Origin of the sequence: Acetobacterium sp. (genome assembly GCF_041752335.1) — a bacterium.
Classification (GTDB): Bacteria; Bacillota; Clostridia; order Eubacteriales; family Eubacteriaceae; genus Acetobacterium.
Window position 1 is genome coordinate 14,240 of sequence record NZ_JBGSHG010000097.1, and the last position, 14,036, is coordinate 28,275.

Here is a 14,036-nt window from a genome sequence, read left to right on the forward strand (position 1 = left end):
GATTTAATTCGGATGAAAGAGGGACAATACGATGAAATTTAAAAAAATCAGACCGGTTCGATGGGGCGTCGCCCTGCTGCTTGGGGGGATGCTGGTGCTGAGCGGCTGCACTGCCTCCGGAAACAAACCGGCCACAACCGCAAGCCGGACCGAAAAGGCCGCGACAACCATCATCAATCCGGCCACCGCAGCGGCGGCTCAGCAGGCCCTCAAATTCTACCATTCCATCACCCTGGATGAACCCCGGGATCAGGTGGAAACGATACTGGCCGTTCCCGGAGAAGTTCAGCCCGACGGCCAGGTGGCCTATCGCGATCCGGGCAGCGGTTATGGGGTGCTGGTCACGTATGGTGAAGACGATAAGGTCTTTTCCAAACGACTGCTCCCCACCGAAAAATCTCCCGAACTGGCAGCGATGAATCCCTTCCCGGTCACCGACAAACAGGCCTACCGGATCGCCATCGGGATGCCCTTCTATGAGGTTCAGGACGTGATGGGCAGCGACGGCATCGAAATCAGCCTGAGCCGGCCCGAACCCGGCAGCGCCAAACAGCTCACCGGCCTGGGCTGGTTCAACCCCGATGGCTCCTACGCCGTGGTCTATCTCAATCTGCCCACCGGCGAAGTGATTGGCTCGGAATTTGTGACGGTATAAAATAATCAGCTGGGAATGATAAATCAACAGGTTATATGAATGTCAACAAGGCAGCTCCGCAAGGGGGTGCCTTTTATATTTTACACGCGCTCGAATCTGATGCTTGATCACGATTGCCGGGACCATCCCACGTTCAGCTTTGTGCGCGGATTAACCAGGCCGATCGTTTGTGGCGATGTCGTAATTATTTGTTAAAATTAAAATTAGGCTGGAAACGTAATCTGTAATATGTTAATATGGCACAATAACGATGAGTTCTTTATCAGGAATAGCCCATGATTAAAATTGACGTGGATTTGCGGTCATCCTTTATCTCAATTTAGTGATGAGTTGCGACTTAATTCCCGTTGATTTAGGTCTTTAAAACGACAATCAGAATTTGTTATCGTTCTTGATGAGCAAAAGGAGAAAAGAAATGAGTCAGAAAAAAGGATTACTCGCCCGTATGTTGTTGTCCATTGGATTGCCCGTCGCCATTATTTTTGCGATGGTGGCCGGGGTTTCACTGTATATTGTAAACCAGGCCATCACCAGAATTACCATCGATGAGCTTTCGGCCCGCTCACAATCGGTTTCCAACGAAATTGAGAGTTATTTTACGACCTATCTGGAAGCAGCCAACCAGATGTCGACTAATCCAGAAATCCGCAGTTACTTTGAACAGGTCACCCCGGGAATCGGCATCACCACCACAGCCAATTTTCCGGAAATCAAACAGACCCTGGATAATGTCGTCTCCACCGATCCCGAAAATATCCGGGTTACCTGGGTTGCCGATATCGATTCCAGTCAGTATGCCCAGTCTGATGGTGTTGTGTCTACTGCGGATTACGATATTAATGCCCGACCCTGGTTTAAGGAATTACTGGAGAAAAAAGAAGTATTTATCTCTGAACCCTATGAAGACATTGCGACCAAATCAATCATTGTCAGCGTTGTGGCGCCGGTATTTAAAGCGGGTACCGACGAAATGATCGGGGCCACCTGTGTCGATGTCTCCATTGATCGGATCAAAGAAATCATCGCTGAAAATAAAATTGGCGAAACCGGTTTTTTTGTAGTCTCAACCAACAGCGGCATGGTTTTTGATCATCCCAATCCGGAGTTTAACAACGGTCCGCTCAGCGATACCGATCTCTCCGAAAATATCATCGCCGCCCTGACCGATAAAAGCGCCGGCCCGATTGCCTATGCTTCCGCCGGCACCGACAGCCAGGGTTATGTCACTGAGATCGGTGATACCGGTTGGGTGCTGGCCACCGGACTGCCAATGTCAGAATTCAACCAGTCCTTCGCCGCCATTCAGACGATGATGCTGGTGATCTTCGGCCTCGGTCTGTTCGTTATCGTGGGACTGATTATCATCTCCACCCGCAGCTTTATCCGGCCGATTGCCAAACTGGCTGAGGCCGCTGATCTTATGGCTTTAGGGGCCGTCGATATTGACTACACCATCGCTGATAACGCCAAAGCCGATGAAATCGGCGAACTGACTAAATCCTTTGTCAATATGGCCGAAAATATCCGCGCTCAGGCCGAAGTCGCCCAAAAGATGGCCCGGGGGGATTTATCCATTGAGATCCAGCCCCAGTCGGACAAGGATGTCCTTGGCAACAGCATGGTTTCCATTAAACAGGCCATCGGCAACCTGGTTGCTGATACCATGATGCTTTCCGATTCGGCGATTCGCGGTGATTTCACCAGGCGGGCCGCGGTCAGCCAGCATAACGGCGAATATGCCCAGGTGCTTGCCGGCGTCAACCAGACCCTCGATACCGTCGTCGATAAGATGGTCTGGTATGAAGCCCTCCTGGATGCCGTACCGTTTGCGATGTCAGCAACGGATCTGGAGATGAACTGGACCTTCATCAATCAGCCCGTCGAAAATCTCCTCGGGGTTAAACGTCAGGATGTTCTGGGGAGCCAATGCAGCAACTGGAATGCCAACATCTGTAATACTGAAAAATGCGGCGTGGCCGGATTAAGACAGGGTCAGATTCAAACCCTGTTTGAACAGCAGGGCTTGAATTTCCAGGTCGATACCGCCTATATCAACAATCAAAAAGGCGAAAAAGTCGGCCACGTTGAAATCGTCCAGGACATTACCGGGACGAAAAAAGCGGCCGAATATCAGAGTGTGGAAGTAAAACGGCTGGCAGCAAACCTGATGCGACTGGCCGAGGGGAATCTGGATTTTGATCTGAACATCAGCCCCGCTGATCAGTACACCAGTGAAATCAGCACCCAGTTCACTGAAATCAGTTATAGTTTAGCCGCTGTTAAAAAATCGATTGGCAACATGATTGAGGGGGCCACGATGATTTCCAATGCGGTAATCGACGGGAACCTCCAGGTCCGCGCCGATCCCAGCCAGTTCCAGGGGGCCTGGGCCGAACTGGTGGGCGGCATGGATGCCATCCTTGACGAAATCAGCAAGCCCCTGGGTGAGGTTCTGGCCGTGATGGATGCCATCTCCAACGGTCACCTCCAAACGCGGATCAGCGGTGATTATCAAGGTGATATCAATGAACTCAAGCAAACGGTGAACAACACGATTGATATGTTGGCTGTTGTGGTCAACGAAATTACCGAAAAAATCGAACAATTATCCCAGGGCAATCTGGCGATCGAAAATGCCCGGGAATTCCGGGGTGACTTTGTCACCATCTCCAATGCCATTAATGTGATCATTGATTCGTTAAACAATGTTATGGGCGACATCAATGTCGCTGCCGAACAGGTCGCCTCCGGCTCCGGCCAGGTTTCCGATGGCAGTCAGGCGTTGGCTCAGGGTTCCACCGAACAGGCCAGCTCGGTGCAGGAACTGACCGCTTCCATTGCCGAAATTGCTGATCAGACCAAGCACAATGCGGTGGACGCCAATAAGGCCCGGGAACTGGCCGATACCGTTAAAGATCACGCCGCCAAGGGCAACGCCCAGATGTCACAAATGCAGAACTCGATGGTGGCGATCAACCAGTCTTCCAATGATATTTCCAAAATTATTAAGGTCATTGATGACATCGCCTTCCAGACCAATATTCTGGCCCTCAATGCCGCTGTCGAAGCAGCCCGGGCCGGTCAGCACGGTAAAGGCTTCGCGGTCGTCGCCGAAGAAGTGCGCAGCCTGGCGTTCCGCAGTGCCCAGGCCGCCAAGGAAACGACGGTCTTGATTGAAGGCTCCATCGACAATGTCCAGCAAGGCACTAAAATTGCCGATAATACCGCCGCAGCCCTGAATGACATTGTCGCCGGCATCGAAAAGGTCACCTCCCTGATCGGGAATATTGCGGTGGCCTCCAACGAGCAGGCCTCGGGCATTGCCCAGATTGATACCGGCGTCGAACAGGTCGCCCATGTGGTCCAGCAGAATTCTGCCACCGCCGAAGAAAGCGCCGCCGCCAGCGAAGAACTGTCCGGCCAGGCCGAGCTGCTAAAACAACTGGTGGATACTTTTAAACTGAGAAGCAACAGCAAATCTTATACAGCGGCCATTTCAACGCCCAAAAGAATTGAAGTGACAAAGAAAACCGCCGCGGAACCAACCATTGACCTGGGTGACCTGAACATCGATAAATACTAATTGCACTATCAGAATACCAGGCCTTTTGGCCAATTGATCAAAAGCGGATCCACATCAGCAATTGCTGGTGTGGATCCGCTTTGCTTTTTAAGGGGGTGATAATCAGCGACAGCAAGCCCCGACAAATAAAGATCGCAAAATAATATTATCAGCCCTGTTTGAAACACCTTAAACCGGGTAGAAACAATGAAAATGACAAATCCTCAGAAAAAAGGAGGTAATCTGCGTGAATTCTGAAGCAGGTCCGCACACTGAAGCGACAGCGCCCCACAATCTGACGGCAACAATCGAGCCGGAAATCGATTGGGGTGAACTGGCCCTGGCTGACATCATTGATGTTCCGGCCGTGCAGGCCCTGCTGGAAAGTTTTCAGCAGCTCACCGGGATGCTGAGTGCCATTGTCGACACCAGGGGAGAGGTGCTGATCAGCGTCGGTTGGCAGGACATCTGCACCAAGTTTCATCGCTGCCATCCCGAAACCCGGAAAAACTGTATTGAGAGCGACACCGTACTGGCCCAGGCGGTGGAGCCGGGAACCTTCCAGGCCTATCACTGCAAAAACGGGATGTGGGATATCTCCTCACCGATTGTGGTTTCCGGCCAGCATCTCGGCAATATCTATTTTGGCCAGTTTATCTATACCGATGAAGTGCTGGATCTGGAATACTTCCGCCAGCAGGCCCGCCGCTATGGCTTTGATGAGAGCGCCTACCTGGACGCCCTGCAGCGGGTGCCCCGCTATGACCACGAAACCGTTAAGGCGGTGATGGCCTTTCATGCCAGGATGGGGACGATGATCTCGGACCTGGGTTTTAAAAACCTCAGTTTGTCCCGGACCCTGAGCGAACGCCAGCGGGCCGAAGCCGAACTGAAAGAGAGTGAAAAAAGATTTCAGCTGCTCTTTACCCGCGCCCCGCTGGGCTACCAGTCCCTGGATTTTGACGGCAATTTTCTTGAGGTGAATCCCAAATGGCTGGAAATCTTAGGCTATCAAAAAGCGGAAGTGATCGGAAAATGGTTTGGCGATTTTCTCTGCCCGGAATATGTGGAAGGCTTTCGCCAGCGCTTTCCGCTGTTCAAGTCCCAGGGCTACATCCACAGTGAATTTGAAATGCGCACCAAAGACGGCCAGCGGCTGACCATCGCCTTTGACGGCAAGATTGGCTATGATGTCGACGGCGGCTTTAAACAGACCCATTGCATCCTCCAGGACATCACTCAACAAAAGGCCATGGAAGCCCAGCTTTATAATGAAAAAGAATTGTTTAGAACGACCCTGTTTTCAATTGGCGACGGTGTTATCGCCACCGATACCAGGGGACAGGTGCTGATCATGAACAAAATTGCCGAACAGCTCACCGGCTGGACCCCGGCCGAAGCGGCGGGCAAACCAATCGATGAGGTTTTTGTGATCGTCAATGAATGCACCCGGGAACGCTGTGAAAACCCCGTCGCCAAAGCGCTGGCCGCGGAAGCCATCATCGAGCTGGCCAATCATACCCTGCTGATTTCCAAAGACGGCAGCGAACGGCCGATTGAAGACAGTGCCGCGCCGATCATCGATGAACAGGGTAATCTCACCGGGGTGGTGCTGGTCTTCCGGGATTTTACCGAGAAGAAAAAAAGCCAGGAAGAAATTAAATATATAAGCTTTCATGATCACCTCACCGGCACCTATAATCGCCGCTTTTATGAAGAAGAACTGGCCCGGCTGGATACCGCCAGAAACTGGCCGCTGACGATTGTGATGGGCGATGTCAACGGCCTCAAACTGATCAACGATTCCTTTGGCCATGCCACCGGCGATCAGCTGCTGATCAAGACCGCCGCCGCCCTGACCAACGGCTGCCGCTCCGATGACATCATTGCCCGGATCGGCGGCGATGAGTTTATCCTGCTGTTCCCTAAAACCGATGCCTTTGAAGCCGCCCAACTGATCAAACGGATCAAAAAGCTGTTGCAAAAGGAGAGCATCGAGGGCCTGGAAATCTCGGTTTCCTTCGGGTCGGCCACCAAAACCAGCGCCACCGAGGAGATCGGGGAAATCTTCAAACAGGCCGAAGATATCATGTACCACAACAAACTCTATGAAGGTCCCAGTTTAAAGGGCCGAGTCATCGACAATATCGTCGCCGCCCTCAATAGTAAGAGTGATCGCGAGGAAATTCATTCCCGACAGGTCTCGGAATTCTGTGAAAAGATGGGTGCGGCTCTGGCAATGGAAAACTATCAGATCAAGGAGCTGAAAGCCTTTGGCTTGCTCCACGATATCGGCAAAATCGCCATCTCCGACAAGATCCTCAATAAACCTGACAGTCTCACTGAGGCCGAATGGCTGGAAATGAGAAATCACGCCGAAATCGGCTACCGCATTCTATGCACCAATAACGATATGATCGAGATTGCCGATTATGTCCTGGCCCATCATGAACGTTGGGATGGACAAGGCTATCCGAAAGGCCTTAAGGGCCTGGAAATCCCGCTGCAGTCACGGATCTGCGCCATCGCCGACGCCTATGATGCGATGATCAGTGCGCGCAGCTACAAGCCGGTGCTCTCTCAGGAAGAGGCCATCGTCGAACTGCGAAACCATGCCGGCACCCAGTTTGATCCCGAACTGGTGGCGGTTTTTATTGAGCAGCTATCAAGTAGTAGTAATTAAGATCGTTTCAGAAAGGTTCTTTATATGATTAGCAAACAAAAACTTTTAAAATTCAAAGAATACCCGGTGATCGCTGGCGTGCGAACCCAGGAAGATTATGCCAGTGCTTTAGACTCCAGCGTTCGCATTATTTTTATGGTCGGAGGCGACGTTTTTAAAGTACAAAAAGAAATGAAAATTCATAAAGATAAGGGCGGGTTATTGTTTTTGCATATGGATCTGATTGAAGGCATCGGCAAAGATCACGGCGGCATAAACTTTGCCAAAGAACATTTTGGTATTGATGGGATTATTTCGACAAAGACGAATATCTTAAAAATTGGCAAAGAAGAAAATTTAATCACCGTCCACCGCATTTTTTTAATGGATTTTCAGGCCCTTAATAGTGGCATGAATTTAATTAAACTATCCCATCCTGATTTTATCGAGTTAACACCCGGTGTTATACCAAGGGTTGTAAAAAAGGTGAGCACAGAGAATTCGCAACCGGTGATTACAAGCGGTCTGATTTCCAGTGAAGAAGATGTTAAAACGATGATTCGTGCTGGTGCTTCAAATATTGTCTGTAGCTGCCGAAAAATCTGGAATATGGTTGATTAAGCTTAGCAGGATTTGGGCGAAACCATTTCCAGATTGATTTAAGAAGATCCGGTTAAAACATAAAGTCATGAAATTTACGAGAATGTGTTGGTAAACAGTACTTATCAACCATTTAAAACAATGCTTGCGGGAGATATTACAAAAATATCTTGACAACGGTTTTAATTCATGCTAATATTTGCCTATCAAAATTATATAATTTTTGGTTTGAGAATGTAGAAACCACGAAAACGAGTGCTTAGCGGCATGAGCTTGTTTTTCGTGGTTTTTTTTATTCCCTGAGTTTAACCACGGTTTTTAAATGATCGTTGATTGAAAAAAGGCCGTTTCAATCAGCGTGAAAAAATGGAAAAAACCAATTACAAAAGGAGAGTCGTATGAATTCACGAGAACGAGTATTAGCAGCGGTGAATCATCAAGAACCGGATCGGGTCCCAGTGGACATGGTTTTAACCATTGATGTGTATCGGGATATGAAAAAAGCCCTTAACCTGGAGCATTTGCCGGACAGCCCCCGGATGGGCCATTGGACGGATGTCCAAATGCCCCTTGAGATGATTCAGGCGTTGGGAACCGATATGTATTACATCTCACCGCGTTCAGGAACTTCAGTGCATAGCAAAAAATTTGATGACGGCAGTTTTACCGACGAGTGGGGCTGTTATTGGAAAAAAACGGCCATCGACGGCGGACATTTTTATTTTGAACTGCAGAATCCGCCTTTGGCGAAAGCGACCATTGAAGATCTTAAGACCTATCAGTGGCCAAATCCCGATGATCCGATCCGTTATGCTGGTTTGCGGGAAGAGATGGAGGAAGTTAGGGCGCAGACGGATCTGGCGATCCTGGCTAAATTTGGCGGCGCCGTTTTTGAAGTAGCCACCTATATGCGGGGTCATGAGCGATGGTATATGGATTTGGTCAACAATCAGGCGTTTGCCCATGCCTTGATGGATAAAATCTGTCAGATTCAAAAGCGCATCAATGAATGCTGTATGAATGAAGTGGGCGAATATGTGGATATTTTGAGACTGAGTGGCGAAGATCTGGGGATGCAGGATCGCACCTTGATTTCCCCCAAATCCTTTCGCAATGTTGTTAAGCCACATCTTCAGGAATTATGGCGACATGCCAAAGCAACCCTCACCGCCAAGAATCCGGCGGCGAAAATTATGCTCCATAGCTGTGGCGCGGTTAAGCCTTTTATTGAAGACTTAATCGAATCGGGGGTGGATATTCTCGACCCGGTGCAACCGGCGGCCAAGGACATGAATCGTTATGAACTTAAACAAGCGTTTGGGGATCGCATCGTCTTCCACGGCAATATTGATATTCAAAATATTCTGCCGTTTGGTACCAAAGAAGAGATCAAAAATGAAGTCATTGATGCAATCAAAGCATTAGCGCCAGGCGGCGGCTTTTTAATGGCACCGGCCCACAATGTCCAAAGTGATGTCAGTGCCGAAAACCTGATTTACATGGTGCAATGTGCCAAAGAATTTGGCCAGTATCCAATTAAGTTATAGCCGTTTGATTATTAGTAGGCTGACTTGCGAAAGGACTTATAAACGATGCGACGAGAAAAACAGGCGGCCTTAAAAGAGGTTGAGTTGTTTGTGTTAGACATGGATGGCACCATCTATTTAGGTGATGAATTAATTGCCGGTGCCATCGAATTCATGCAGAAAGTAAAATTAACGGGCCGTGATTTCATTCTGTTTACCAACAATTCTTCGCGAACGGCTGAATTTTACCAACAAAAGTTAGCAAAAATGGGTTGTCAGATTGGCAAAGAGCGGATTATTACCTCCGGTGATGTTACCATCGATTATTTAAAAAAATGGTATCCCGGAAAAAAGATTTATTTAATGGGGACGCCGCTGCTTGAAGAAAGTTTTAAAAAAAGCGGTGTGAATCTGGTTGAACAACACCCCGATGTGGTTGTTGCCAGCTTTGATACCAGCTTAACCTATGAAAAGCTGGATAAGATTTGCCGGAGTATCCATGACGGCGCCATTTTCCTGGCAACGCACCTGGATCTGGTGTGCCCCCTGAAGGACGGCTTTATGCCAGACTGCGGCTCTATTTGTGCCCTGATCACCAAATCTACCGGTGTCGAACCAAAGTATTTGGGAAAACCGTTTCCGGAAACGATGGCGATGATTCTCGCGGTGACCGGCTACAAAAGGGAAAAGGTGGCCTTTGTGGGGGATCGTTTATATACCGATGTGGCCACCGGCGTTAATAATGGCGGCCAAGGATTTCTGGTTTTATCTGGCGAAGCAACCCTGGATGATGTAGAAAAATCCGATGTTAAGCCGGATGGGATTTTTACCTCGCTGGCAGAAATGGCATTGTATCTGTAATCGTGTCCGAACAGAAATAGAAACCATCGTTTTAAACAAGCAAAACGATGATCAATCAACTACTTTTGAAAAAGGAGATAAAGAGATGATTAAAAATTATGTAAGTGGTATTGATGTTGGAACAACTGGGGTTAAGGTCATTATATTTGATCTGGATGGCAATAAGGTCAGTAGTGCCTATCGGGAATATCCCTGTACCTTCCCGAAATCGGGTTGGGTTGAGCAAGATGGTGAAATGACCTGGGAGATGACCTGTGCGGCGTCAAAGGAAGCGATCGAAAAAGCCGGGATTGAACCAGAAAGCATTGTCTCCATCGGTTTGTCGACACAACGCTGTACATTTACGCCGGTGGATGAAAAGGGGATGGCCTTGAGATCGGCTATTTCCTGGCAGGATAGCCGTTCGTTTGAAGAATGCAATATCATGACCGAAAAAATTGGCGCCGAAAAATATTATGATATCACCGGTTTGCCGATTGCGCCGGTGTGGACCGTCAGTAAAATCATGTGGATTAAAAAACATCAGCCGGAACTGTATGAAAAGACCTATAAGTTCGCGTTGGATCAGGAACGGATCCTGATGAAACTGGGTGCCGAAGATTATTTTGAAGACTGGTCAAATGGTTCCCTGCAGGGACTGATGGACATCAAAACATTTGCGTGGAGTCAGGAATTAATTGACACCCTGGAAATTGATGCAGCCAAACTGCCTAAGCTGGTTCCTTCCGGTGAGGTGATTGGAAAAGTATCCCCACAGGCCGCCGAACGCACCGGCTATGCAGCAGGAACCCTGTTAGTATCCGGCGGCGGCGATCAGCAATGCGCCGGGATTGGCGCTGGTGCGGTGAAAAAAGGCGTCATCGAAGTAACCGTCGGGACGGCAGCGGTAACCCTGGCTTATATGGACCAGCCGCTTTATGATGACAGTATGCGTTTGCCCTGTTCCGCTCATGCGGTTGCGGGAAAATGGGAGACTGAAGGTCTGCAGAATGCCGCCGGCAGTTCGCTTAAATGGTATCGAAACGAATTCGCAATCCCTGAAGTTGCCCTGGCCAAAGAAACTGGCAAGGACCCTTATGATTATATTAACGAACAAGTGGCCGAAATCAAACCCGGTTCAAACGGACTGATCTGCATTCCCTATTTTGCCAGCTCAGCCGCGCCAAACTGGGATCCTTTTGCCCGGGGCACCTTCATTGGATTGACATTGGGACACGAACGACCGGCCCTGGCACGAGCGATTATGGAAGGGGTCACCTTTGAAACCAGAGAAATCATTGAATAAATGATTACCAACGGGGTCCAAATCGATCAGATTGTTATCAGTGGTGGTGCCTCGAAGTCACCCGTCTGGAATCAGATCCAGGCTGATATTTTCGGAAAACCCTGTAGCATTCTGGCAATCGAAGAAGCGACATCCTTAGGCGCAGCGATTCTGGCAGCCAAAGGCGCCGGATTGTATCCAACCATCAACGAGGCCGTTGAAAAAATGGTTCAAATCATTGCCAAGTGTGAACCGAATATGGAAAATCATGAAATTTACACCGCATACTTTGATGTCTATAAAGACGCATACCAGGCTTTAGCGAAGGCTGGGGTCTATGAGCGGCTTGTAAAACTAGCACTAAAATAGTGTTTAAAAAGGAAAAGAAATGGAGAAAACATGGAGATTTTAGAAAAAATAGCCGCAGCCCTGTATGATGGTGACGAAAAAGAAATGCCACTGCTGGTCCAGGAAGCCATTGAGGCGGGTTGCAGTCCCCAGCAAGTATTAGACGCGATGATGGCCGGGATGGCCATTGTGGGGGACGAATTCAGTCGCGATGAGTTGTATATTCCGGAAGTGCTTTGCTCTTGTCATGCCATGATGGAAGGATCAAAGCTGCTTAAGCCACTACTCACCGATGCCGATCGTAACGCAATTGGTACCGTGGTCCTCGGTAGTGTACAAGGTGATATGCATGATATCGGCAAAAATTTAGTGGGGATGATGCTAGAAGGACGGGGATTAAAGGTCATCGACATTGGGATTGATGTGCCGGCTGAAAAATTTGTTGAGGCCGCCATAAAAAATAATGCCGATCTTGTGGCGTGTTCAATTCTTCTGACCACCACCATGCCGGAAACCCCAAAGGTTGTCAAAGCTTTTGAGGAGGCCGGCATCCGGGATAAGATCAAAATTATGATTGGTGGAGCACCGATCACCCAGGAATTCTGTGACCGCATGAAATGTGATGGATACGCTAAAGATGCCGGTGGAGCCGCAGCGCTGGCAGTCGAACTGTGCCAAAAATAATGGCGGATCAGAAATAAAGAAATAGTTGGATGATTTGAGAGGCGATCAGGCAGGTGTCAAAAATTGATGCTTGCCTGTTATTGGAGGTAATCGATGATAATAATAGGAGAAAAAATTAATGGTACCATACCTGCCGTTAAGGAAGCGATCGAAAAAAGAGATGCCGCATTTATTGGTGAGCTGGCGAAAAAGCAGGCCGAAGCCGGTGCAGATTATATTGATTTATGCGCCAGCACCGCGCCTGAACATGAAATAGAAGCGCTAAGATGGCTGGTGGATGTGGCTCAAGCTGCGACAGACACCCCCCTTTGCCTGGACAGTCCAAATCCCCGGGTGATCGAAGCCGTATTTAAAAACGTAGAAAAACCAGGACTGATCAACTCAATTTCGGAAGAAGGCGATAAATGCGAGATTCTGCTGCCCTTGCTGGCAGGCAATAGCTGGGAATTTGTGGGATTAACCTGTGATAATACGGGCATTCCCACGGATCTTCAAATGAAGCTGGATATTACCAAAAGCATGGTCGAGAAGGCCTCGCAGTATGGTGTTGCCCCTGAGCGTATTCATATTGACCCCTGTGTTCTGGCAATGGCAACAGACAGCAATTCACCGCTGAACTTCACCGCAGAGATCAAGGCAATTAAAGCCTTATTTCCAACCATTCATGTAACCGGGGCGATTAGTAACATTTCTTTTGGACTTCCAGCACGGGCGTTAATGAATAAAACCTTTATGGTCATGGCGATACAGGCGGGGTTGGATTCAGCGGTTATGGATCCCCTTAACCGAGAGATCATGGGAACCGTGTTTGCGACCAATGCACTGATGGGAAAGGATCGATATTGTAAAAAATATAGCCAGGCTTTTAGACAAGGAAGAATTGGCCAGCAAGCAAAATGAACCGTCCTCTTGATCAAATAATAAATTGATAATGTATTGCGTTTGTGCGGACATATGCGTATAATAAAATTAAGCAGCAATGATATGCAGTCCTAGCGAAAGTAAAATACTGACACAAAGCCCAACGGACGTTGCAACGACTGTCACCGTATGATTTGAAAGGAGTTGATAAGCGATGGCAAAATCAGCTAATCTCTATGCCAGAATCGAGCCGGAAGTGAAGGAAGAAGCCGAGCGGATTTTAACCGTGCTGGGAATTCCCGCATCCAACGCAATCAATATGTTTTATAAACAGATCATTTTACAGAAAGGTCTGCCGTTTGATGTGAAAATTCCGTCGCCAGGCCGGGTTGATCTGTCGGCCTTGAATGAGGAAGAGTTGGATGCCGAATTAGAAAAAGGTTATGCCGACAAAGAAAGCGGCCGGACCAAGCCGGCTGGTATAGCCTTTGCCGATATGCGCAAAAATTACAATTTATGAGTTATGCAATCGTTATAACGGAACAGGCGGATGCGGATTTGCGGAGCATTTTCAGGTACATCGCTGATGAACTTAAGTCACGGCAAAATGCCAGCGGCCAGTTAGATCGATTGGAACAAAGCATCATGAAACTTGACCAGCTACCAGAACGTTTTCGAATCTACGGAAAAGAGCCCTGGCACAGTCGTGGCTTGCGCATCATGCCGGTGGATAATTATTCGGTATTTTATATCGCTGATCCAGACAAGGCGATCGTGACTGTGATTCGGGTGATGTATGGGAGTCGCAATTGCGATGCGCATTTGTAGATAGCGGCCAGCAGCATTATTTTTATGACCAGCGCTGTCAGGTGAATCTGTGCTTCCGCCTGAATGCATTAAAAAGTAGCAGCAGCTGATCGGCGGATAGTTTGGCAGTCTCAAAAAGATGGGAGTAATCAGAAATGACTGATTGCGACCGTCTTTTTTTTGTGTAACGTTTGATGCGCCAAGGC

General features: G+C 48.6%; 10 protein-coding genes and 1 pseudogene. All 11 read left to right on the forward strand.

The annotated features are described in order from the left end of the window. Positions 1-31: 31 nt before the first annotated feature. The 11 genes and pseudogenes from ACEW8F_RS12485 (at position 32) to ACEW8F_RS12535 (ending at position 13,851) form a co-directional block, all read left to right on the forward strand. Complete coding sequence (locus ACEW8F_RS12485) at positions 32-655, forward strand: hypothetical protein (RefSeq protein ID WP_373483800.1); 624 nt, start codon at positions 32-34, stop codon at positions 653-655. Positions 656-1,070: 415 nt separating this feature from the next. Next, complete coding sequence (locus ACEW8F_RS12490) at positions 1,071-4,238, forward strand: methyl-accepting chemotaxis protein (RefSeq protein ID WP_373483801.1); 3,168 nt, start codon at positions 1,071-1,073, stop codon at positions 4,236-4,238. 226 nt (positions 4,239-4,464) lie between these two features. After that, positions 4,465-6,900 carry a PocR ligand-binding domain-containing protein gene (locus tag ACEW8F_RS12495; RefSeq protein ID WP_373483802.1) on the forward strand — a complete coding sequence of 812 codons (2,436 nt, stop codon included), beginning with the start codon at positions 4,465-4,467 and terminating at the stop codon, positions 6,898-6,900. A 24-nt stretch (positions 6,901-6,924) separates the two neighbouring features. Further along, a complete protein-coding gene (locus ACEW8F_RS12500; RefSeq protein WP_373483803.1) occupies positions 6,925-7,500 on the forward strand; it encodes a glycerol-3-phosphate responsive antiterminator in 576 nt (191 codons plus the stop codon). 377 nt (positions 7,501-7,877) lie between these two features. Next, positions 7,878-9,026, forward strand: coding sequence for a uroporphyrinogen decarboxylase family protein (locus ACEW8F_RS12505; RefSeq protein ID WP_373483804.1), 1,149 nt, complete (start codon positions 7,878-7,880; stop codon positions 9,024-9,026). A 45-nt stretch (positions 9,027-9,071) separates the two neighbouring features. After that, entirely contained in the window at positions 9,072-9,866 is a 795-nt protein-coding gene (locus tag ACEW8F_RS12510; protein WP_373483805.1) for an HAD-IIA family hydrolase, read from the forward strand. Positions 9,867-9,951: 85 nt separating this feature from the next. After that, positions 9,952-11,499, forward strand: a pseudogene (locus tag ACEW8F_RS12515) (FGGY-family carbohydrate kinase). A 30-nt stretch (positions 11,500-11,529) separates the two neighbouring features. Then, on the forward strand, positions 11,530-12,162 hold the full coding sequence (locus ACEW8F_RS12520) for a B12-binding domain-containing protein (RefSeq protein ID WP_373483806.1): 633 nt from the start codon (positions 11,530-11,532) through the stop codon (positions 12,160-12,162). Positions 12,163-12,255: 93 nt separating this feature from the next. Then, positions 12,256-13,062 carry a methyltetrahydrofolate cobalamin methyltransferase gene (locus tag ACEW8F_RS12525; RefSeq protein ID WP_373483807.1) on the forward strand — a complete coding sequence of 269 codons (807 nt, stop codon included), beginning with the start codon at positions 12,256-12,258 and terminating at the stop codon, positions 13,060-13,062. 175 nt (positions 13,063-13,237) lie between these two features. Beyond that, complete coding sequence (locus ACEW8F_RS12530) at positions 13,238-13,543, forward strand: type II toxin-antitoxin system RelB/DinJ family antitoxin (protein ID WP_373483808.1); 306 nt, start codon at positions 13,238-13,240, stop codon at positions 13,541-13,543. Beyond that, positions 13,540-13,851: a type II toxin-antitoxin system RelE/ParE family toxin gene (locus ACEW8F_RS12535; protein ID WP_373483809.1), complete on the forward strand. Its 312-nt coding sequence runs from the start codon at positions 13,540-13,542 to the stop codon at positions 13,849-13,851. The genes ACEW8F_RS12530 and ACEW8F_RS12535 overlap by 4 nt, the downstream gene beginning before the upstream one ends. Positions 13,852-14,036: the final 185 nt, after the last annotated feature.

Coding starts and splice junctions, on each gene's coding strand:
- ACEW8F_RS12485 (WP_373483800.1), top strand. CDS start 32: ATGAAATTTAAAAAAATCAGACCGGTTCGATGGGGCGTCGCCCTGCTG.
- ACEW8F_RS12490 (WP_373483801.1), top strand. CDS start 1,071: ATGAGTCAGAAAAAAGGATTACTCGCCCGTATGTTGTTGTCCATTGGA.
- ACEW8F_RS12500 (WP_373483803.1), top strand. CDS start 6,925: ATGATTAGCAAACAAAAACTTTTAAAATTCAAAGAATACCCGGTGATC.
- ACEW8F_RS12505 (WP_373483804.1), top strand. CDS start 7,878: ATGAATTCACGAGAACGAGTATTAGCAGCGGTGAATCATCAAGAACCG.
- ACEW8F_RS12510 (WP_373483805.1), top strand. CDS start 9,072: ATGCGACGAGAAAAACAGGCGGCCTTAAAAGAGGTTGAGTTGTTTGTG.
- ACEW8F_RS12520 (WP_373483806.1), top strand. CDS start 11,530: ATGGAGATTTTAGAAAAAATAGCCGCAGCCCTGTATGATGGTGACGAA.
- ACEW8F_RS12525 (WP_373483807.1), top strand. CDS start 12,256: ATGATAATAATAGGAGAAAAAATTAATGGTACCATACCTGCCGTTAAG.
- ACEW8F_RS12530 (WP_373483808.1), top strand. CDS start 13,238: ATGGCAAAATCAGCTAATCTCTATGCCAGAATCGAGCCGGAAGTGAAG.
- ACEW8F_RS12535 (WP_373483809.1), top strand. CDS start 13,540: ATGAGTTATGCAATCGTTATAACGGAACAGGCGGATGCGGATTTGCGG.